The organism is Solirubrobacter soli DSM 22325, from assembly GCF_000423665.1.
Classification (GTDB): Bacteria; Actinomycetota; Thermoleophilia; order Solirubrobacterales; family Solirubrobacteraceae; genus Solirubrobacter; species Solirubrobacter soli.
On the sequence record NZ_AUIK01000009.1, the window covers coordinates 369,838 to 390,396 of the forward strand.

Below are 20,559 nucleotides of genomic sequence, written 5' to 3' on the forward strand. Positions count from 1 at the left end.
TCTCCAGACCCCCTGGATAGACCGGGGCCGAAACTACTCCCGCGAACTCCCGCTGTCGTCCGACTCCGAACGGAAATCGCGCCGCCCGCTTTCGACAGGCTCCATCACGCGGTTCTCACGTTGCGCGCGGGCCATCGCCGCCTCGACGAGCTCGCTCGCGAAGCCGGTCTCCTCGCCCTCGCGCAGGCCCTCCAGCGAGACCAGCACCGCGAGCGCCCGCTCGTTGGGCGCGAACCCCGGCAGCTGCTTGCGCATGAACCGCCCGCGCTCGGTCCGCGGCCGGAACGGGTCCGGATGCCCGAGCTCGGCCTGTGAGCGCGCGAACGCCAGCGCCTCCTCGCCGTCGGGCGGGAGCGCCTCGATGTACGCCGCCCAGTCGTCGGCGCCATGGGCGCGCAGGTACGCGCCCATGCGCCGCAGCGTGAGGACCGCGCTCACTCGGTCCAGAAGTCCGGCAGCTGCTCGGCGTCGCCGAACCCGACGTTGGGCGCGCCGACGGCCAGGATCTCCGCGCCGTCCGGCCCGGCCTCCATGCCGCGGCGGACCGCGGGCGGGATCCGGACCGCGTCCCACGTGGCGAGGTCGACGATCTCGTCCTCGAGCTTGACCCGCGCCGAGCCCTTGACCACGACGTAGACCTCTTCCTGCTGCTTGTGGCGATGCCCGAACGGGACCCGGAAGTTCGGCGCCAGCGTGAAGAGCGTCATCCCCTGGTTGTCGAGCTCGAGCGCCTCGCGGGCGAAGCGCGACTGCAGGCCGTCCGGCATCCCGAACTTCCGCGCCGCGTCCTCGACCTCGCGTAGGTTGCGCTTCGTGTAGTCGGCCATGACCCCTAGGTTGTCACGTTCTTGAGCGCTTCCCGCCGACTCAGGGGCGCCAACTCGTGCGTGTCGCAGTAGGCGATCACGGTCTCCGGCTCGACCCAGGCGTACGCGCGCAGCGCCCACCCGATCGCCTTGCGGATGAAGAACTCCTTCTCGCCCCGGTTGGGCTCGATGCAGTCGGCGAGCAGCGCGAAGTCGGTCTCGCGCTTGCGCCGGACCTGGGCGATGATCGACGCCCGTCGCTTCCACATCACCTCGTCGGTCGACCACTCGCGCAGCACCGGCGCGACCGACGGCAACAGCTCCCCGAGCGGCCCGGCCGAGACCTCGTCGACGAAGTCCCACCACGCGCCGGTCACGATCAGCTCCTCGTAGAGCGGCAGCGCATCGAGCGTGCGGTAGGCGCGGTAGCGGCGGTCCTGCAGCAGGGCGAGGGCCATGTAGCGCTCCTCGCGATGGGTGGCGTCCCGCCACAGCGTCAGGATCGTGTCGCTCCACGCCTCGAAGCCCGCCAGCGGGTGCGCCGCGAACACCGCCCGCGCGAGCTTGGCCCGCGCGGGCTTCTGAACGCCATAGAACGGCATGGCCGACTTCATGTACGCCTGCATGTCCGGCGCCTTCTCCGGATCGGCGAGGCCGGCCAGGCCGCTGCGTATCTCCTCGATCACACGCTGAACTTCACCACCGTCGTCGTCTTGTTGCCCGCCGCGTCCGTCGCCGTCAGCGTGGCCGTGTACTTGCCCTTCCCGAGCCCCTTGGCGGGCAGCGCGAGGGACTTGGCGCCCGGCGCGGCACTGCCGCGGGCCGCGAGGACCTGGCGCGTGCAGGTCCTGACGCCCTTGCGCTTCTTGCCGGCAAGGCACTTGCCGCCCTTCTTGATCCCGGGCGTCGCACGGGTCACGACTGCGGTCACGGTCGCCGGCTCGGACAGCGTGAGCGAGAACGTGGCGCGCTTGTTCTTCCTGCCCGCCTTGGTGAGCTTGACCGTGGCCTTCAGCGACGGCCCGACCGTGTCCGGGACGACCGTCGGCGTCGGGCTGACGGTCGGCACGACCACGACCACGGGCGCGGGTGCGGTCGTGAATGTGCGGTCCCCACCGCCCACGGCGGCGACGCCGCCCTCGCGGATCGCCTCGACGCGGTAGTGGTAGGTCGTGCCGGGCTCGAGCCCGGTGAGCATGGCGGTGCCGGCGACCGCGGCCTTCGCCGCGCCGACGTCCTGCGACGCCGTCGCCGAGCCATACGCCTCGGTCTTGCCATAGGCGAAGCGCAGGCCGGTGGCGCGACCGTTGGGCGTGACCGTGCCGGCGAGCGTCGCGGTGTCGCGCGTGACGTCGCTCGCGTCGCCGGTCGCCGCCGCCGGGATCTCCAGGCCTGAGCACGGGAACTGGGCGCGTGGCCCGTCCGGGCCCCACGCGTACAGCGCGCCGGTGTCGTTCGGCTCGATGTCGGTGATCCGCAGCGTCCAGGTGCCACCGGCGGGCTTGCCGTCGAACTTGTCGAGCCCGTTCGGCTCCTCAGTCCGGTAACGCCCGGTCACGGGTCCGGGGCCTGCGTCCGGGAGCGCGGCCGCGGCGTCGGAGTCGAAGATGACGTCGACGAGGTCGTCGCCGCCCCAATCCTTCTTCGGAGCGAACAGCGTGACGGTCTCGCCGGCGTGCTCGACGTCGATCACGAGGTCGCTGAGGTACGTGTGGCGCAACTCGTCGATGCGGATGTCGACATCCGTGATCGTCCCGCCGGGGGCGGCCTCGAACGTCGCCTCGGTCACGGCGTCGGTCGCCCCGTCGGGCGCGTCGGCGAGGGCCACCGCCTTCTGCGCCCACGGACGCATCCGCACGCTCGCCCGGTCCTGGCGCGAGCCGGCGACGTTCGCCGTGACCGTCAGCGGGACCGTGGTGTAACACGAGTTGGGCAGCCGCGCGGTCAGCGGGGTCGCGTTCGCCGCGGTGCGGCCGTTGCCCAAGAGCGCCCAGGTCGCGGTGCCGTCGACGGGCGTCACGCCCGGATCGGTCGAGCTGAGCGAGCCGGTGACCCCGGACAGGTCGGTGAGACCCGGGGAGAAGAACGGCGCCGAGACCGAGATCCGCTCGCCCGGCTCGAACTTGCCGTCGTTGTCGCCGCCGGGATAGGCGTCGGTGACCGTCATCGGCTCGTCCCAGAGCGAGTCGCGGGGCGCGGCATAGCTCTCGGTGGGGGTCGTCGAGTTGGCGTCGGCCGTGGTCGCGTCGAAGCCCATGCCGCGGGCGCGGAAGACCTCCCAGGCCTTCGCGAGGTAGTCGTCAGGCGCGCCCGGCGCGCTGCGCATCGCCGCGGCCTGGCGCAGGATCGCGTCGCGCGCGTCCAGGAACGACGGGTTGTCCGGTGTGAGCCGCATTCCGCCGGCGACGAGCGCTCGCGCGGCGTCGCTGCCGACCGCCTTGCGCAGGTCCCACAGCGTCTCGGCCCAGACCTCGCCGCCGTTGTGCGGGCCGCTGGCGGGAGGGTTCGCGGTGTCCTTGAGGTCCCCGTACGTGTAGCCGCCGAGAACCGTGGTGAGCGTCCCGTTGCCGTTGCAGGCCGGGGTGGTGCCGGCCGGGTCGACCGGGCAGTCCGTCGGCTTGGCGCGGATGCCGCCTGGCCAGACGTGCTCGGCCAACTTGAGGTCGCCGACGACGGGCGTGTCCTTGAGGCCGCCCTCGGCCACCAGCAGGTCGGTGGAGAAGAAGTCCGCCCAGGCCTCGTTCATCATCCCGCCCTGGGCCGAGCCGAGCGCGCACCCGCCGCCGGCATTGACGATCAGGCGGCAGGCGAGCCCGTGCGTGATCTCGTGGTAGACGATCCCGGCGACGTCGCCGCCGTTGGCGTCCACCTTGGTGAACAGGAACATCTGCATGCGCGGCGCGTTGCCGTCGGACGGCGTCGAGAAGTTCGCGTTGTTGAGGCCCTGGCCGTCGTTGGTCTCCGCGCGCACGTAGTCGCCGTCCTTGCCGGAGCCGCTCGTGTTGACGCGCTGGAAGTTGCCGGACGCTTCGTCGAAGCCGATCGGCGGCTGGGCGAGGTACGTGAGGTAGCGGCTGGTGAGCACGTGCACGTTGGTCGATGCCTGACGCTCGTTGACCATCGACGTGGCGGGTATGGCCGAGTTCCATGAGCAGCCCGATACCGGGGGACATGGCGTCCCGCCCGCGACGATCTGCCGGTCATAGAGCCAGTCCGGACCGCCGTCCGAGTCGCCGCTCTTCGGGATCTGCCGGCGCGTGCCGCCGTCCTCGAGACCCGGCGCCGGGTCCTGGTCGTTGGGGTCGACGTACGTGCGCGCGTACTGGCCCCAAAGGCGGGTGCCGCCGGCGTTCTGGTCGATCCAGCTCGGCGGCATCGTGATCTCGACCGACGGCGTGGTGTCGGGGTCGTTCGGGAAGTAGTTCGCGCGACCGACGCTCGCCGTCAACGACTGCTGCTGGAGGGTCGCGCCCGTCTCGGCGTCGACGACGACGCTGAACGCGTCGCCGTCCTCGCCCTCCGTGTAGACGTCCCACGCCAGGCGGGCACCGTGATCGGTCGCGTACCAGCGCAGCTTCGCGGCCTCGCCGGTCGAGAAGGTGGTGCTCCGGCCGCTCTTGGTGACCTTCGGCGGCAGCGCGAGCCCGCCGGTCTCCAGCCGCGCCTTGCCGAGGCTCCCGAGCGCGGTCACCGACGGCGTCGTGTCGTCGAGCTTGGCGTCGCTGACCGTCGTGTCGTTGACCGTGATCAGCTGTCCATCGCGGTTGACGTGGGCGTCGAGACCGGAGCTGTAGGACTCGAATCCGTCGAGCGTCTGGTTGTACGAGAGGTGCGTGATGCCGTCCGGGCTGACCGACCGGGCCACGAGCCGCATCTGTGCAACGTCGGGCCTGTATGCGCGCACCACCTCCTCGGGTGACGCGTTCGACGGCCCCGTCAGAAACTCCAGATTCGGGGGTGCGGCTTGGCTTGCGGCGGGGGCCACGAACCCCGCCAGGACCACCACTGCGGCCAGCGATCTCTTCACGAGAAGACACTAACCAGCGCCTGAGCGCAGCGTGAACGGGTCAATCGTCGAGGTCGGTACGGTCCCCGGTGTGAGCTTCACGTCGCCCCTGGCCGAGTCCCTGGCCCCCGACCTGCTGGAACGCTTCCAGCGCTACGTCCGCATCGACACGCAGTCCGAGCGCGACCGCAAGCAGAGTCCGAGCACGCCCGGGCAGCTCGACCTCGCGCGGCTGCTCGTCTCCGAGCTCGTGGCGATCGGGCTCGCGGACGCCGCGCTCGACGAGAACGGCTACGTCACCGCCACGCTCGCCGGCGACGGACCAGTGGTCGGGCTGATCGCGCACGTCGACACCAGCCCGGACGCGCCCGGAGCGGGCGTCGAGCCGATCGTCCACCGCGACCATCCCGGCGGGCCGATCGCGTTGCCGCGCGGCGGGACCGTGGTCGAGGTTCCGGCGGGCCACGACGTCGTCACCTCCTCCGGCGACACGCTGCTCGGCGCCGACGACAAGGCGGGCGTGGCCGAGATCATGACCGCGGTCGCCTATCTGGCCGCGCATCCGGAGGAGCCGCGACCGACGCTGCGGATCTGCTTCACGCCCGACGAGGAGATCGGCGAGGGCGCGACGCTCTTCGACGTCGAGCGCTTCGGCGCGGTGTGCGCGTACACGCTCGACGGGTCCGATCTGGGCGAGTTGCAGGACGAGACGTTCGCCGCAGAAGAGGTCTCGCTGACGATCACCGGCGTCGACGCCCACCCGGGCTGGGCGAAGGGCGTGCTCGTCAACGCGGCGCGGATCGCGGGCAAGATCGTCGCCGCGCTGCCCGACGAGCTGACGCCGGAGCGCACGGAGGGCCGCGAGGGGTTCATCCACGTCTACGAGATCGACGCGTCGGGCGGCCGCGCCGTGGTGCGGGCGATCGTCCGCGACTTCGACGACTCCAAGCTCGCCGCCCACACCGCGCTGCTGCGGCGGACCGCGGAGGAGATCGTGGCGGCGCATCCGGGCGCGGGTCTGGACGTCGTGGTCACGCCGCAGTACCCGAACATGCGCCGCTTCATCGAGGAGTTCCCCGAGGCGACCTCGAAGGCCGAGGAGGCGCTGCGCGCGGAGGGCATCGAGCCGGTCCGCACGCCGATCCGCGGCGGTACCGACGGCTCACGCCTCTCGGCGATGGGCCTGCCGACGCCGAACCTGTTCACGGGCGGCCATGAGTACCACTCACCGCGGGAATGGGCGTCGCTGCAGGAGATGAGCGCGGCGGCGGCGACGGTGGTGCGGCTGGCGGCGGCGTGGGCTCGCGATGGAGCGCCACCCCCGCGATGACGAGCGCGATGCCGAGCGCGTCCATGCGTGACGGCACCTGCGTGAGGACGATCAGGCCGACGACCGTCGCGGTCGCGGGGAGCAGCGAGACCATCAGCGCGTAGGCCGCGCGGGTCAGGCGCTTCATCGCGACCTGGTCGGCGACGTAGGGGATCACGCTGCTCGAGATCCCCACGCCGATGCCGGCGGCGAGCGCGACCGGGTCGCTCAACGCCGGCAGCGCGGCCCAGCCCGCGATCGGGGTGACGGCGATCAGCGCGATCAGCATCGCGCCCGCGAGGCCGTCGATGCCGGTCTCGCCGGACGCCTTGTGCGCCAGCACGATGTAGGCGGCGAAGAGCGCGGCGTTGGCGAACGCGAGGCCGACGCCGAGCGGCTCGCCCTCGAGGTGCACGCCGGTCAGGAGGTACACGCCCGGGACCGCGAGGGCGAGCGCCGCGGCGTTGCGCTTGCTGCGAGCGCCGAGTGCGGCGAGGACGATCACCGGGAGGAACTCGATCGCGGCGACCGTCGCCAGGTGCAGGCGGTCGATGGCGGCGTAGAAGCAGCAGTTCATCAGCGCGAGGACGACACCCCACGCGATCACGGTGTGGTTGCGCAGCACGTGCCACGGGCGGCGCCAGAGCGCGAAGACGAGCGCGGCGGCGGCGATCCGCAGCCACGCGACGCCGAGCACGTCGACGCGGGCGAACAGCAGCACCGCGAACGCGGGACCGAGGTAGTGGAAGACGGCGCTGACGAGGAACGGGAGCCTGGCCTGCATGGAATACAGGATCGATGGCTGATGCGCTTCTCGGAATGGCCGATCGAAGCTATTCTCTGGGTCGTGCCTTCGGAGAATGGTGCTTTGGACGCCGTGAACCTTCGATTGCTCGCCGAGCTGGTCGAGGACGCTCGCTTGAGTCAGGCCGAGCTCGGGCGGCGCGTCGGGCTGTCGGCGCCCGCGGTGGCGGAGCGGTTGTCACGGCTCGAGCGCGACGGGGTCCTGCGCGGGTACCACGCCGAGGTCGCACCGGTCGCGTTGGGCTACACCCTCGCCGCGATCCTGCGGATGCGGCCGGCGCCGCGCCAGATCCCGGCGGTCGCGGACGTCGCGCGCGAGACGCCTGAGGTCGTCGAGTGCCACCGCGTGACCGGCGAGGACTGCTTCTACATGAAGCTCCACGTGCGCTCGGTCGAGCACCTCGAGGAGGTCATCGACCGCTTCACGCCCTACGGGCAGACGACGACCTCGATCATCCAGTCATCGCCCGTCGCCCGGCGCGGGCTCCAGCCCTGACGCGATCCGGGTCTCGGCGTCGCGCAGCCAGTCGCGGCTCGCGCGCCAGCCGACGACCTCGGCGTACGCGGTCGCGTCCTTCGTGCCCGCGAACACGAGCCACGGCTTGCGGAACAGCACCCGCCCGATGATCCCCGCGATCAGCAGCACCAGGAAGATCACCAGCTCGATCGCGAGCGCGATCACGTTGAACAGCAGCAGCGCGAGGAAGATCGCGAGGATCACGGCCAGGATCGCGGCGAAGATCGCGCCGACGATGCCGAGGTCGTCGAGGCCGTCGAAGCCGGGCAGGTCCGGCCCGAAGTCGGTGACGTCCGCCTTGCCGATGCGCTGGAAGCGCGGGAACCACTTGCGGCCGAGCTTCCATCGGCGGCCATCAGGCCCCGTGACCGTGCGCCGGAACATGACGTGCCAGGTTAAGGGGCGATGCGCGCTCGCGGGACGCTTCCCTTCTACATCGGTGGCTTCCTCGGGCCGTTCGGCGGCGGTGTCGTCGCGGTGCTCGTGCCGCAGTTGCGCGAGGCGTTCGACGCCACGACGGCCGGCGTCGCCGCGTCGATTCCCGCCTATCTCGTGCCGTTCGCCGCGCTGCAGCTGGTGTCCGGGACGATCGGGGAGCGGCTCGGGCGGCGGCGCGTCGTGCGCACGGGCTACATCGTCTACGCGTGCCTGTCGGTGCTGGCGGCGTTCGTGCCCACGCTCGGCGCGTTCCTGCTCGTGCGGGCGCTGCAGGGGTGCGCGAACGCGTTCCTGACGCCGCTGCTGCTCGCGGGGCTCGCGGATGAAGTGCCGCCGCGCCAGATCGGTCGCGCCGTGGGGACGTTCGCGGCGGTGCAGACGTCGGCGATCGCGCTCGCGCCACTCGGAGGCGGAGCGTTGGGTGCGGTGGATTGGCGCCTGGCGTTCGTCTCGCAGGCGGTCGTCGCGGTCGCGCTGGCGATGATCCCGCCCGCCGACGGCGCCGCGCGGGCGGAGCAGCCGAGCCTGCGCACCGTCTTCACGCGCCGCGTCGGGCTCTTGAGCGCTGCGTCCTTCACCGGATACGCGGGGATCACCGGCGTGGGGTTCTTGGTGGCGGTGCTGGCGGCGGATGACTTCGGGCTCGGGTCGGTCACGCGCGGCGTGCTGCTCGCCGGGTTCGGTGTGGCGGGGATCCTGATGGGGCGGGCCGCGGGCGGCTGGGTCGACCGCTACGGGCGGGTACAGGTGGCGAGCGTGGGGATCGCGGCGTGCGCGGTGCTCGTCGCGCTGCTCGGGATCGCGCCGACGCCGGTGTGGTTGGGCGCGTTGTGGTTCGCCACGGGCCTCGGCTCCACGCTGGTCTGGGCGGGGATCAACACGCTCGCGGTCGAGGCCGTGCCGGACAACCGGGCGGGCGGGACGTCGGTCATCTCGGCGTTCCGCTTCGCGGGCAATGCGGCTGCTCCGTTGCTGTGGCTGCCGCTCTACCACGCCAATCAGGCCCTCGGGTTCGTGGCGGCGGGCGTGTTCGCCGCGCTGACCGCGGCGTTCATCCTCCCGCTGCGCGTGCCAAGGTAGGAAGCGTGCTGATCGCGTCCCTCGGAGACTCCTTCTCCTCGTTCTTCAACGCGGTCGGCGACTTCTTCTCGAACCTGGCGGCCGTCTCGTGGCCGTACCTGTTCTTCGCGCTGGTCCTCTTCACGATCTACCTGACCCTGCGGGCGCGCGCGTCGTTCCACATCCTGCGGGCCGCCTACCCGGACTCCCAGATCGAGTTCCGGCGCATCTGGGGCGCGTACTTCGCCGGCTACGGCTTCAACGCGGTGATCCCGGCGCGCGGCGGCGACATCGTCCGTCTCTTCCTGACCAAGTCGTCCGTACCGAACTCGTCCTATCCGGCGGTGGCCGCCGCGTTCTCGATCGAGTTCATCTTCGACCTGACGATCGCGGTGCCCGTGCTGGCGTACGCGTTCTCGCAGGGCGTGTTCCCGAAGCCGCCGGACTTCTCCCAGTTGCCCGCCTTCGACCTCGCGTTCTTCGCCTCGCACCCGCGCTTCCTACTGTTCCTCTTGACAGTGATGGGGATCGCGGTGCTCGCCGGGTTCGCGCTGCTGTCGGCGCGGGTGCGCGCGTTCTGGGCGCGCGTGCGCCAAGGCCTGACGATCCTGTTCGACCGCAAGCGCTACTTCCGCGAGGTCTGGCTCGTCCAGTTCGCGGGCTGGCTCTTCCGGTTCGCCGCGTTCTGGTGCCTGCTGGAGGCGTTCAACGTGGGCGGGTCGGTGTCGAACGTGCTGTTGGTGCTCGGCGTGAACGCGGTCGCGGCCCTGGTCCCGTTCACCCCCGGCGGGGCGGGCGTGCAGCAGGCGCTGCTGGTGAAGGTCTTCGGCTCGGGCGCGACCGTCGCCGCCTACTCCGTCGGCCAGCAGATCGCGATCGCCGCGCTGACCTTCGGCATCGGCCTCGCCTCGGTGATCTGGATCTTCAAGTTCCGCTCCTTCAAGGAAGTGATCGCGGCCGGCCGCGCCCAGCGCGAGGCCGAGAAGGCGGAGAAGACCGCCGCCGCGGAGCCCGCGTGACGCGGGGCGGCGACGCCCCGGGCGCGGCGGCCGGCGAGGCGGGCGTGCGGGGCGGCGGCGCCGCGGGCGAGGCGGCCGTGCGGAGCGGCGGCGCCGCGGGCGAGGCGGGAGTGCGGAGCGGCGGCGCCGCGGGCGAGGCGGGCGTGCGGAGCGGCGGCGCCGCGGGCGAGCCGGGCGTGTGTAGCGGCGGCGCCGCGGGCGAGGCGGGCGTGCGGGGCGGCGGCGCCGCGGGCGAGGCGGGCGTGCGGGGCGGCGGCGCCGCGGGCGAGGCGGGCGTGCGGGGCGGCGACGCCGCCGGCGCTCGTTTCGCGCGTGTGTTGCGCGGCTCGCCTCCGTTCGACGCGGCGCGGGCCATCGCCTTCCTGTCGTATCGCGCCGTGCCGGGCGTCGAGGACGTCGAGCCGTATCGGCGAGCGTTGCGGCTCACGCACGGCGCCGGGGTCGCGACGCTCGAGCCCGTCGAGGACGGCGTCGCGGTGTCGCTCGACCTCGACGACGCGCGCGACGAGGCGGAGGCGCTCGCCCAACTTGCGTTCGTGCTCGACCTCGACGCGCCGGCGGCCGAGATCGCCGCCGTGCTCGGGCGTGACGAGCGGCTCGGGTTCACGCCCGGGCTGCGGGTGCCGGGGGGCGACGGGGTCGAGATCGCGGTTCGCGCGGTGCTCACGCAGCAGATCTCGGTCAAGGCCGGGCGCACCCACGCGGGGAGGCTGGTCGTCGCGGCGGGTGAGCCGCTGGCGCGGCCGCGCGGCTCGATCACGCACCTCTTCCCGACCGCCGAGGCGATCGCCGCGGCCCCCGACTCCGCGTTCGCGATGCCCGCCCGCCGTCGCGAGACGCTCCGCTCGCTCGCGGGCGCGGACCTGCACGACCTCACCGCGATCGCCGGGATCGGCCCGTGGACGCAGGCCTACGTGAACATGCGCGCGCTGCGCGACCGCGACGCGTGGCTGGGCACCGACCTCGTCGTCCGCAAGGCGCTCGGCCCGCTCGACCCCGAGGCGTGGCGCCCGTACCGCGCGTACGCGGTCGTTCACCTCTGGAATCTCGCGGGGGGTGGGTGACGGGAAGGTCCACACCGGACCTCCATGTCGCCCACCCCCCGGCGCCTTAGAGCGCGGCCGCGCGGCGGATCGACGCGCGTGTGACGTGCGCGGCGACCGCGACGACGGCGAGCATCAGCGCCCAGCGCAGCGTGGCGGTCGAGTCGAGCGCGGCGGCGAGCTGCGCGACGTCCGCGGTGACGAGCCGCCAGAGCCAGAACAGCGTCGCGGCCGCGGCCGCCCGGGCGTCGCGCAGGCCGAGCACGAGCAGCGCGAACGGCACGACGAGCGCGAACGGCGTCAGCGCGGCGAGCACGACGAGGAGCGCCGCCACGCCCGCGCCCTCGAGCCACACCGTCCGGGCGCGGCGCGCACGCAGCGCATAGCCGACCAGCGCGGCGAGCTCCGCTGCGGTCGCCCGCACGTCGGTGGCGCCCTCGCGAGCGGTCGCGACGATCTCGGCGCCGTGCGCGGGATCGCGAGCCGTGACGAGGCGGCCGGCCGCGCGGAACAAGCAGTCGGTGGTCATGCCGTGCGCACCTGCTTCAGCCCTTCGGCGACGAGGCGCGCGTTGTCGGCCAGGCGGCGGCCTTCGGCCTCCAGCAGCGCGATGCCCTCGTCGGTGAGGCGGTAGTAGCGGCGGGGTGGGCCGCCTTCGCTCTCCTCGCGGTCGAGGGCGACGGCGCCCGCGTTCTCCAGGCGTTCGAGTGCGGCGTACAGGGTTCCCGCCCGGAGGGTCACGCGGCCGTCGGACATCTCCTCGACCGACTTGATGATCCCGTAGCCGTGCAGCGGGCCTGGCAACAGGGCCGTGAGGACGAAGAAGGTCGGCTCGCGCAGCGGGGTCACGGCCGGGAAGGTATCACGCTTGACGGTATACCGATGACCGATATAGTCGAGCTATGACCGTTCGAGACCGCGCCGCGCTCGCCGCGCTCGCCGCGCTGCAACTGCTGCACCTGCTGGATGAACTGCGCACCGACGAGGCGGCCGACCTCGCGGGCCTCTTGCTCCGGCCGCAGCCGATCGTGGGGATCGGCGGGGCGCTCGTCGCGCTGGTTCTGGTCCGCCGCGGCAACCCGCTCGGCCGGACGCTCGCGCTCTGGATCGCGAGCGTCGTCGCGCTCGGGTTCCTGCTCTCCCACGGCATCCCGGTGGAGTCGTCGCGGACCAAGCCGTACTGGGGCGACGGCTCCGCCGACGTCGTTCAGTGGCTGGGCGTGAGCTTGGTCTGGGCGGCGTGCGCGGCGGTCATCGCGACCTCGCGCACGATCCCCAAGAAGGCGGCGACCAGCGGCGAGCCGTCACGCTCGCGCCAGGCGAGCGCGATCCGCAACGGGTCGACGTCGGAGATCGGCACCCAGGCCAAGTCGGGCCGCGCGTAGAACTCGGTCATCGAGGCCGGGACGATGCAGTAGGCCGAGCCGTCGGCGACCTGCTCGAGCATCTCCTCGACGTTCTCGTTCTCCGGGCCCCAGCGCGGTTCGCGGCCGTCGGGACGCGGGTTCACCGCCCACCAGTCGACCCAATATCGTGGCGCTCGACGGGTCCACATGATCGGCTCGTCGGTGAGCTCATTCACCGACAGCGATTCGCGGGCCGCCAGCGGGTGCGTCGTCGCGAGCCCCGCGAACCGCGGCTCGATCGCGACCAGCTCGGACTTCAATCCCGACAGGTCGGCGGGGAGCCAGACGAAGGCGACGTCGCACTCGCCCTCGCGCAGGCCGGCGACCTCGCCGCCCCAGTCGTAGCGGCGCGGTTCGACGCGAACGTGCGGGAAGCGGGCGAGGAACCGCGCGCGCGACCGCGTCGAGAGCCGGCCGGCGCCCGCTGCCTCGAAGCCGACGCGGAGCCGGCCCGTCGTCCCCTCGGCGGCTGCCCGCGCGGCGTCGAGCGCTTCGTCGAACCGCGCGATCGCCGCCTGCGCCTCGCCCACGAGCACCGCACCCGCGGCCGTCACCACCACGCCTCGCGACGAGCGTTCCAGGAGTTCGACGCCGAGCTCGACCTCGAGCTTGCGCAGCGCCTCGCTCAACGCGGACTGCGACAGGTTCAGGTCGAGCGCGGCCTGCGAGACGCTCCCGCGCCTGGCGACCGCCACGAAATACCGCAGCTGGCGGATCTCGGCCATCGGTGAAACCGATAGCAGGCCCGCGGCAGGTCCTGTGGGCGAACGCGGCCTGCGAGGGGACGATCAGAGCCATGCAGACCCGGAACCTGAACGGACTGACCACGTCGGCGATCGGCTTCGGCGCGATGGTGCTGATCGACGGCCTGTACGGCCACGCCGACGACGACCGGTCGACCCGCACCATCCACCACGCGATCGACGCCGGCGCGACTCTGATCGACACCGCCGACGCGTACGCCGCCGGCGCCAACGAGCGACTCGTCGGCAAGGCGATCGCCGACCGCCGCGACGACGTCCAGCTCGCGACGAAGTGGGGCATCGTGCACGAGGGCGGGCGGGAGATCCACCACGCCCACGCCCAGCGCATCCTCGTCGACGCCCGCCCCGAGCGCGCCCGCGAGGCGGCCGAAGCGAGCCTGCGCCGGCTCGGGACCGACGTCATCGACCTCTGGTACCTGCACTTCCCCGACCCGGCGATCCCCGTCGAGGAGACCGTCGGCGCGATGGCCGAACTGGTCGCAGAGGGCAAGGTGCGCCATCTGGGGGTCTCGAACGTCACCGCCGAGCAGGTGATGGCCGCCCACCAGGTCCACCCGCTAGCCGCCGTCCAGAGCGAGTACTCGCTCTGGACCCGCGACCCCGAGCGCGAGTTGCTGCCCGTGCTGAAGGAGCTCGGCATCGGGTTCGTCCCCTGGTCGCCGCTGGGAGCGGGCTTCCTGGCCGGCTCCGCGGACCACATCGCCCAAGGCGACTTCCGCGCCAACCACCCGCGCTTCTCGCGCGAGAACCTCGCCACCAACCGCGACCGCTTCGCGCCCCTGCGCGCCCTCGCCGCCGAGCTCGACGTCACCCCCGCGCAACTCGCTCTCGCGTGGCTCCTGCACCAGGCCGAGGACATCGTGCCGATCCCCGGCACCCGCACCGCGAGCCACCTGGATGAGAACCTGAGAGCGGCGGACATCACGCTCGACACGGCCACGCTCGGGAAAATCGAGCAACTCGCGCCAGCGGGCGCTGCCGCCGGCGCCGCGTTGCTCTAGCGTCATAGGGGTGAACGCGGCTCCCAGCCATGCCCTCTCGACGACGCTCGCCGCCGCAATCGAGCGCGTGACCGGCCAGAGCGAGGTCGACCCGCTCCTGGCGTCGTCCCGCCAGCCGGGCTTCGACCTGCAGGCGAACTTCGCCATGAAGCTGGCCAAGCAGCTCGGCGAGCCGCCGCGCGACGTGGCGGCGAGGGTGACGGAGAAGCTCGGCGACGCGGGCGGGCTGCTCGCGGCAGCGGAGGTCTCCGGGCCCGGGTTCGTCAACCTCGCGTTCTCCCCCGAGGCGCTCGCGGCGTGGGCCACGCGCGCGCTCAACGACGCCCGCCTCAGCGTCCCGCCCGCGCAGACCACGCAGACGATCACCGTCGACTACTCGGCGCCCAACGTGGCCAAGGAGATGCACGTCGGGCACCTGCGCTCGACGGTGATCGGCGACGCGATCGTCCGCGCGCTCGAGTTCGCGGGCCACCACGTGATCCGCATGAACCACCTGGGCGACTGGGGCACGCAGTTCGGGATGCTGACCCAGCACATGCTGGACACCGACACCCAGCACCTGAAGGACTTCGAGGCGCTCGGGACGCTCTACCGCGACGCCAAGCAGCGCTTCGACGACGACGCCGACTTCGCCGACAGCGCCCGCCGCCGCGTCGTCGCGCTGCAGGCCGGCGACCCGGAGACGATCGCGCTCTGGCAGGACCTCGTGGACGTCTCGCTCGCCCACATCAACCACCTCTACGCGCAGCTCGACGTCACGCTGACCGACGAGGACGTCACGGGCGAGAGCTTCTACAACGACCGCCTCGCCCCGGTCACCGCCGCGCTGCTGGACGCGCACGTCGCCGTCGAGAGCGAGGGCGCGGTCGCGGTCTTCTCCGAGCAGTTCAAGAACCCGGACGGCTCGCCCGCGGTGCTGATCGTGCGCAAGACCGACGGTGGATACGGCTACGGCGCGACCGACCTCGCCTCGATCCGCTACCGGATCGACGACCTGCACGCCGACCGCCTGATCTACATCACCGACGCGCGCCAGTCCCAGCACTTCCAGATGGTCTTCGCGGCCGCCGAGCGCGCCGGCTGGACGCATGGCCTGCACCCCGAGCACATCTGGTTCGGCACGATGCTGGGCGAGGACGGCAAGCCGTTCAAGACCCGCTCGGGCGGGACGATCCGGCTCTCGGACCTGCTCGACGAGGCGGTCGAGCGCGCCCGCGCCGTCGTCGACGCCAAGAGCCCGGAGCTGCCGGAGGACGAGCGGGACGCGATCGCGACCGCGGTCGGGATCGGCGCGGTCAAGTACGCCGACCTCTCGACCTCGCGCCAGCGCGACCTGCTGTTCAGCTTCGACCGCATGCTCGCCCTCGACGGCAACACCGCGCCCTACCTCCTCTACGCGTGCGTGCGTGCGGGGTCGATCAGCGCACGGGCGGGTGAGACGTCGACCGAGGTGACCGCCCTCGCCGAGCCGCAGGAGCGCGCGCTCGTGGTCAAGCTGTCCGGGTTCGCCGACGTGCTGGTCGATGTCGAGGCGTCGCTCGAGCCGCATCGCCTCTGCAACTACCTCTACGAGCTGGCCGGGACGTACACGACGTTCTACGAGGCGTGCCCCGTGCTCAAGGCGCCGGACGACGAGACGCGCCGCTCGCGGCTCGCGCTGTGCGAGCTCACGGCGGCGACGCTCAAGACCGGGCTCGGCCTGCTCGGCATCACCGTGCCGGCGCGCATGTGAGCTCCTCCACGCGCGCGCCGAGGCGGCGCTTCTCGGTGTCGTCACGCCATTCGCGATCGACGCCGCCGGTCACCGCGAAGCTCGGCTGGCGGTGATCGTCGACGTGCTCGACCTCGATCGCCACGCCGGCGTACTCCGGATCTGACTCCAGCGCGTCGCGGATCACGTGCGCGCGGCCGCGGGCGGTGAACGCGACGTCGCCCTCGGTGAGGACCGTCAGCGCGACGGCGGGGTTCGAGCGCAGGCGGGCGAGCGAGTCGCGCGAACGATGGAGGCTCAGCAGGATCGTGGTGTCGCCGGCGCGGACCGGTGCCGACACCGGGATCGCGTGCGGGGCGGGGTCGACCGTGCTCAGCACGGCGATTGTGCGGCGGGGGATTGGAGGAAGCATGCGTACAGCATCCGCGCCTTCCAGTGATAAGTCCAAGACGCATTCGCGCTCTTGACGATCATGATTCGCTATCAGGCAAATGGAGCTCCGCCAGCTCGCCTACTTCGTCGCGGTGGCCGAGGAGTCGCACTTCACCCGCGCGGCGCAGCGACTGCGGATCGCCCAGCCCGCGGTCAGCCAGCAGATCCGGCGGCTCGAGGCCGAGCTCGGCGAGCAGGTCTTCCTGCGCGACCGCCGCTCGGTGCGGCTGACGCCGGCGGGTGAGGCGCTGCTCCCTCACGCCCGCGCCGCGCTGGCGCAGGTCGAGCTCGGGCGCGAGTCGATCGCCGCGCAGCGCGGGCTGTACAGCGGCCCGCTGGCGATCGGGCTCGTGCACCCGCTGCCGGGGCGCGAGATCGTGCGCACGATCGGCGCGTTCGCCCGCGTGTATCCGGAGGTCAGGACGTCGGTGCACGAGGGGGAGACGGACGCGCTGCTGGCGGGGATCGACGACGGCTCGCTGCACTGCGCGTTCATCGGGCTCGGGCCGGGTACCGAGCCGCCGGCCGACCTGTCGTCGGGGGTGGTCGCGCGTGAGCCGGCGGTGCTCGCGGTGCATCCCCAGCATCGGTTGGCCGCGCGTGACGAGGTCGAGTTCGCGGCGTTGCGCGATCAGCCGTTCGTGTCGCTGACCCACGAGAGCCGGTTGCGCCAGGTTCTCGAGGCATCGTGCGCGCAGGCGGGGTTCGCGCCACGGATCGTGGCCGAGACGACCGACCTCGCGGTCATGGTCCTGCTCGTCGCGGAAGGCGTCGGCGTGGCGCTCCTGCCGCGCTCCGGGCTCGACGGCGCGGAGGGCGTCGTGGCGCTCGACGTGCTCGGTCCGCGCGTCGATCGACGGATCGTGGTGGTCTGGCGAGCTGACTACGTGCCACCCGCCGCCCGCGCTTTCATCGAGCATCTGCCAATCTCAGCGGCATAGAGGGCAGTCAGGCAACTCCGGCACAGGACGAACAGGCAGTAGACGGCCGCGCGATCGCCAAGCGCGCGGGCTTCTTCATTCTCGTCATCGCGGCCGCGGTTGCGCTGATCTGGTCCCTCCCGGGCGTCGACGAGATCCGCGACCGCTTCGCGTCCGCGGACCCGAAGTGGCTCGTCGCCGCCGCCGTCTGTCGCCTGATGTCGATGCTCGGGTTCGTCCGCGCGCTCTGGTCGGTGTTCGACCGCGTGATGCCCTGGCGCCGCGCGCTCGAGCTCGGGCTGGCGGAGCAGGGCGCCAACGTGCTCGTCCCCGCCGGCGGTGCCGGCGGCCCGGCGTTCGGCGCGTTCGTCCTGACCAAGATCGGCGTGCCCGCCGAGCTGGCGGCCCGCCGCCACGCCGCCCTCTTCCTGCTCACGAGCGCGGTGACCTTCGTGGCGATCTTCCTCGCGGGCATCCTCACCACCGTCCACGTCCTGCCTGACGACGTCGGCATCCTGGCGACGCTGCTGCCCGCGATCGGCGCCGCGGTCGTGATCGCGGGCGCGCTCTGGTTCGCGATGAGCGACCCGCCGCACGAGCCGAGCGGCGGCCGCTTCCGCCACCTCACCTACCGCCTGCATCGCTTCGTCCACGGCGGCGCGCGGACCAGCGTCGAGCTCCTGCGCCCGCCGGACCCGCTCCTGATCTACGGCTCCGTCGCCTACTTCGCGTTCGACGTCGCCTCGCTCGCCTGCGTCTTCCAGGCCTTCGGCGGCGGCGCCCCACCGGTCGGCATCTTCATCCTCGCGTACTCGCTCGGCCACGCGGGAGCGTTCATCCCCACGCCGGGCGGCGTCGGCGGCACCGAAGGCGGCCTGATCGGCATGTTCGTCGCCTACGGCACCCCGCTGGATCTCGCCGCCGCCGCGGTCCTCGCCTACCGCGTCTTCCAACTCGGCCTCCCGGCGATCTTCGGCGCGTTCGCGCTCCTGCGAGTCCGCCACACCCTCGCCCACCCACCGCCGCGCGAGGTCGTCGCCGCCCGCTTCGCCGCGGTCGCCCGCGAGGACGAGACCGACTGAGCAGGGGCCGGTGCCGCGGGGGCGAACCTCGCGGGATGCACTGGCGCCAGTTGGAGAACGGACGCGTCACGCACTCGCTCGAGTGGGCGATCGTCGGCCTGGCCCTGCTCGTCATCCCGGTCATCCTCATCGAGGAGTCCCATCCGTCCGCCGCGTGGCGCGCCGTCGCGATCGTGGGCAACTGGGTGATCTGGCTCGGGTTCCTCGCCGAGCTCGTCTTCGTCCTCACCGTCGCACCGCGGCGACGCGCAGCGCTTCGCGCGCACTGGTTGGACGTCGTGATCGTCTTCCTCACGGCGCCGTTCCTGCCCGCGCTCCTCGGGTTCCTGCGCGCGACCCGGGCGATCCGGCTGCTCCGCCTCCTGCGCCTCGCGGCCCTCGCGAGTCGCGCGCTGACCGCGCAGCGGCTGCTCACGACGCGTCAAGGCTTCCGGTACATCGCGCTGGCCACGATCCTCCTCGTGATGGTCACCGGCCTCGCGATGTCGGTCGCCGACCGGGAGGAGTTCTCGTCGCCCTGGGTCGGGATGTGGTGGGCGATCACGACGGTGACCACCGTCGGGTACGGCGACTATGCGCCGCACACCACGGTCGGACGCGCCATCGCCGCGCTGCTGATGATCACCGGGATCGGGTTCCTCTCCTTGCTCACGGCGGCGATCGCTTCGACGTTCGTGTCGCAGGACTCCGAGGACGAGGTGTCCGACGTCGCCGAGGTGCTGGCGACGCTGCGGCGGATCGAGGAGCGCCTCGACCTCCTCGAGGCGCACGTACGCAAGCCCGGGTGACCGCGGAAACCTCAGGGTGGGCTCCTGATTGCGCGGGCGCGCGGGGCCGGTGGAGGATCGCGCCATGCGGATCGTGCTCCTGGTGCTTGCGGCGGCGCTCGCGGCGCCCGCGGCCGCGCGTGCGGACGTGCGGATCCCGCTGCCGCGGACGCTGCGGGGCGCGACGTACGGCGGAGGGCAGGTGCTCTACGCCACGCATCGCGGCGACGGCCCGATTCAGGTGGTCGGCGCGCCGCGGTCCGGGGCGCTCGCGACGCTGCCGGCGTTCTCGCGGGACGCGCTCGTGTCCCTCGCCGCCAACGCCGGCGGGTACCTCGTCGCGGTGCGCGACTTCGAGCGCGAGTTCCTGGCGCAGGGCGGGTACGACGGGTCGCTGCGGACGCTCGTCGACTGCCGCGCCGGCGGTGACCCTCCCGGTGCGGAGCTGACGATGTCCGCCGGAACGGTCGGCTTCGCGATCGCCGGCGCGCGCTGTGGCACCCCGGCCCCTGTCGACCTCGTCGCCCCGGACGGCACGATCACGCCGGTGCCCGGCCCCGTGATCCACGAGGACAACCTCCAACTCTCGTATGCCGAGCCGTTCCTGAGCGTGACCGTGGTCGCCGGCAGCGACGCGGGCACGGTGCGCGTGTTCGACCTCGCCGACGGCACGCACCGCGACTTCCCGGCCGGGTACGCCGGCGGGTCCGCGCTGATCGTGGTGCGGGCCGACGGCACGCTGGTCGTCGCGCCCGGCGACGATGTGGGACAACGCCATCCGAGGGGCCTGTACGTCTGGGAGCCAGGAGCGCCGGCGCCGCGGCTGTTGACCAGGAACGCGGAACCGTTCTGGTGGCCGTTCGCGTCCGCGTCGGAGGTCCTCTACCCACCGAACGAGCCCGTCGACGGCCAGCTCGGTCTTGCGCTGACGCCCTTGGACGGCGGGCCGATCCGCCCGGCCGGCGCCCCCGGGATCGGCGCGCCGCGCGAGGCGCTCGGGCTGGACGGCGCGACGGCGGTGATCGGGAGCTTCTCCTGCCAGGGCGAGCTTCAGGTCACGCTGGTCGAGACGCCGTCCGCCTCGCGGCGACCGTTCGGCTGTCCGGTGCGCGTGACCGGCCGGTCCGCCGCGACGCTCGGCTTCACCTGCCGCAACGGGTGCCGCACGCGCTTCGAGCTCGATCAACGCAGCACGCCCGCCCAGCCGTGCTCGGAGCGGGCGACCAGTGGCGAGATCCCGCCGCCCCATCCGACCTGCGAGCTGCTGGCGACGGTCACCTTGCGGCTCGGCCCGTCGAGCCGCGCTCGGCGCGTGCCACTCCGGCTCACGGATGCCGGACGGCTCGCCCGCAGGCGTCACGTCCAACTCCCCGTGATGCTCGTCATGGACGACAACCATCCCGGTCCCGAGCTCATCGGCGAACCGGATCGCACGCTGCGGTTCTGACGACGCTCAGGCACCAGCCCTGAACCTT

20 protein-coding genes and 1 pseudogene are annotated in these 20,559 nt (G+C 72.5%); 11 read left to right on the forward strand and 10 right to left on the reverse strand.

From position 1 onward, the window contains the following. Positions 1–33 precede the first annotated feature (33 nt). From G569_RS0108840 to G569_RS0108855, 4 genes are read right to left on the reverse strand one after another with little or no spacing between them, the layout of a single operon-like run. On the reverse strand, positions 34–438 hold the full coding sequence (locus tag G569_RS0108840; protein ID WP_028063152.1) for a hypothetical protein: 405 nt from the start codon (positions 436–438) through the stop codon (positions 34–36). Continuing rightward, positions 435–827 carry a cupin domain-containing protein gene (locus G569_RS0108845; RefSeq protein ID WP_028063153.1) on the reverse strand — a complete coding sequence of 131 codons (393 nt, stop codon included), beginning with the start codon at positions 825–827 and terminating at the stop codon, positions 435–437. The genes G569_RS0108840 and G569_RS0108845 overlap by 4 nt, the downstream gene beginning before the upstream one ends. Before the next feature lie 5 nt (positions 828–832). Further along, a complete protein-coding gene (locus G569_RS0108850; RefSeq protein WP_028063154.1) occupies positions 833–1,492 on the reverse strand; it encodes a DNA alkylation repair protein in 660 nt (219 codons plus the stop codon). After that, positions 1,489–4,680, reverse strand: a complete 3,192-nt coding sequence (locus G569_RS0108855; RefSeq protein ID WP_028063155.1) for a M36 family metallopeptidase — start codon at positions 4,678–4,680, stop codon at positions 1,489–1,491. The genes G569_RS0108850 and G569_RS0108855 overlap by 4 nt, the downstream gene beginning before the upstream one ends. 223 nt (positions 4,681–4,903) lie before the next feature. Between G569_RS0108855 and pepT the strand changes: the two are divergent. After that, positions 4,904–6,055, forward strand: a pseudogene (gene pepT / locus G569_RS0108860) (peptidase T); the annotation flags it as partial. Here the strand turns inward: pepT and G569_RS65195 are convergent. Continuing rightward, positions 6,015–6,905, reverse strand: a complete 891-nt coding sequence (locus G569_RS65195; RefSeq protein WP_371683459.1) for an EamA family transporter — start codon at positions 6,903–6,905, stop codon at positions 6,015–6,017. The pseudogene pepT and the gene G569_RS65195 sit on opposite strands and share 41 nt — an antisense overlap. 21 nt (positions 6,906–6,926) lie before the next feature. Between G569_RS65195 and G569_RS0108875 the strand changes: the two genes are divergently transcribed. Next, positions 6,927–7,421, forward strand: a complete 495-nt coding sequence (locus G569_RS0108875) for an Lrp/AsnC family transcriptional regulator (RefSeq protein WP_084284517.1) — start codon at positions 6,927–6,929, stop codon at positions 7,419–7,421. On the opposite strand, the gene G569_RS0108880 is transcribed toward G569_RS0108875, so the two are convergent. Continuing rightward, a complete protein-coding gene (locus G569_RS0108880; protein ID WP_028063158.1) occupies positions 7,386–7,826 on the reverse strand; it encodes a hypothetical protein in 441 nt (146 codons plus the stop codon). The two genes, G569_RS0108875 and G569_RS0108880, sit on opposite strands and share 36 nt — an antisense overlap. Before the next feature lie 21 nt (positions 7,827–7,847). Between G569_RS0108880 and G569_RS0108885 the strand changes: the two genes are divergently transcribed. From G569_RS0108885 to G569_RS46750, 3 genes are read left to right on the forward strand one after another with little or no spacing between them, the layout of a single operon-like run. Further along, entirely contained in the window at positions 7,848–8,960 is a 1,113-nt protein-coding gene (locus tag G569_RS0108885) for an MFS transporter (protein ID WP_028063159.1), read from the forward strand. Positions 8,961–8,965: 5 nt separating this feature from the next. After that, positions 8,966–9,958, forward strand: a complete 993-nt coding sequence (locus G569_RS46745; protein WP_053226069.1) for a lysylphosphatidylglycerol synthase transmembrane domain-containing protein — start codon at positions 8,966–8,968, stop codon at positions 9,956–9,958. Continuing rightward, positions 9,955–11,022, forward strand: a complete 1,068-nt coding sequence (locus tag G569_RS46750; RefSeq protein ID WP_053226070.1) for a DNA-3-methyladenine glycosylase family protein — start codon at positions 9,955–9,957, stop codon at positions 11,020–11,022. The genes G569_RS46745 and G569_RS46750 overlap by 4 nt, the downstream gene beginning before the upstream one ends. A gap of 46 nt (positions 11,023–11,068) precedes the next feature. Here the strand turns inward: G569_RS46750 and G569_RS0108900 are convergent, their stop codons facing one another. The 3 genes from G569_RS0108900 to G569_RS46760 form a co-directional block, all read right to left on the reverse strand. Continuing rightward, positions 11,069–11,530 carry a hypothetical protein gene (locus G569_RS0108900; protein ID WP_028063160.1) on the reverse strand — a complete coding sequence of 154 codons (462 nt, stop codon included), beginning with the start codon at positions 11,528–11,530 and terminating at the stop codon, positions 11,069–11,071. Next, entirely contained in the window at positions 11,527–11,850 is a 324-nt protein-coding gene (locus tag G569_RS46755; RefSeq protein WP_037495351.1) for a PadR family transcriptional regulator, read from the reverse strand. The genes G569_RS0108900 and G569_RS46755 overlap by 4 nt, the downstream gene beginning before the upstream one ends. Before the next feature lie 358 nt (positions 11,851–12,208). Continuing rightward, the gene (locus G569_RS46760) at positions 12,209–13,132 is read right to left on the reverse strand and encodes a LysR family transcriptional regulator (protein ID WP_053226071.1); all 924 of its coding nucleotides are present in this window, start codon (positions 13,130–13,132) and stop codon (positions 12,209–12,211) included. 71 nt (positions 13,133–13,203) lie between these two features. On the opposite strand from G569_RS46760, the gene G569_RS0108920 reads away from it, so the two are divergent. Beyond that, positions 13,204–14,172: an aldo/keto reductase gene (locus G569_RS0108920; RefSeq protein ID WP_028063162.1), complete on the forward strand. Its 969-nt coding sequence runs from the start codon at positions 13,204–13,206 to the stop codon at positions 14,170–14,172. 10 nt (positions 14,173–14,182) lie between these two features. Next, on the forward strand, positions 14,183–15,904 hold the full coding sequence (gene argS, locus G569_RS0108925) for an arginine--tRNA ligase (protein WP_084284522.1): 1,722 nt from the start codon (positions 14,183–14,185) through the stop codon (positions 15,902–15,904). On the opposite strand, the gene G569_RS0108930 is transcribed toward argS, so the two are convergent. Next, the gene (locus G569_RS0108930; RefSeq protein ID WP_037495353.1) at positions 15,882–16,295 is read right to left on the reverse strand and encodes a pyridoxamine 5'-phosphate oxidase family protein; all 414 of its coding nucleotides are present in this window, start codon (positions 16,293–16,295) and stop codon (positions 15,882–15,884) included. The two genes, argS and G569_RS0108930, sit on opposite strands and share 23 nt — an antisense overlap. Positions 16,296–16,374: 79 nt before the next feature. On the opposite strand from G569_RS0108930, the gene G569_RS0108935 reads away from it, so the two are divergent. The 4 genes from G569_RS0108935 to G569_RS0108950 all read left to right on the forward strand — a co-directional run bounded on the left by G569_RS0108935 (position 16,375) and on the right by G569_RS0108950 (position 20,531). Beyond that, positions 16,375–17,256: a LysR family transcriptional regulator gene (locus tag G569_RS0108935; RefSeq protein WP_028063165.1), complete on the forward strand. Its 882-nt coding sequence runs from the start codon at positions 16,375–16,377 to the stop codon at positions 17,254–17,256. An 86-nt stretch (positions 17,257–17,342) separates the two neighbouring features. Further along, positions 17,343–18,317, forward strand: coding sequence for a lysylphosphatidylglycerol synthase domain-containing protein (locus G569_RS0108940; protein ID WP_306765001.1), 975 nt, complete (start codon positions 17,343–17,345; stop codon positions 18,315–18,317). Between the two features lie 35 nt (positions 18,318–18,352). After that, positions 18,353–19,105: a potassium channel family protein gene (locus G569_RS57560; RefSeq protein WP_053226072.1), complete on the forward strand. Its 753-nt coding sequence runs from the start codon at positions 18,353–18,355 to the stop codon at positions 19,103–19,105. Positions 19,106–19,169: 64 nt separating this feature from the next. Further along, positions 19,170–20,531 (forward strand): hypothetical protein, encoded by a 1,362-nt coding sequence (locus G569_RS0108950; protein ID WP_028063167.1) that lies wholly within the window; start codon positions 19,170–19,172, stop codon positions 20,529–20,531. The last annotated feature ends 28 nt before the right edge of the window (positions 20,532–20,559 follow it).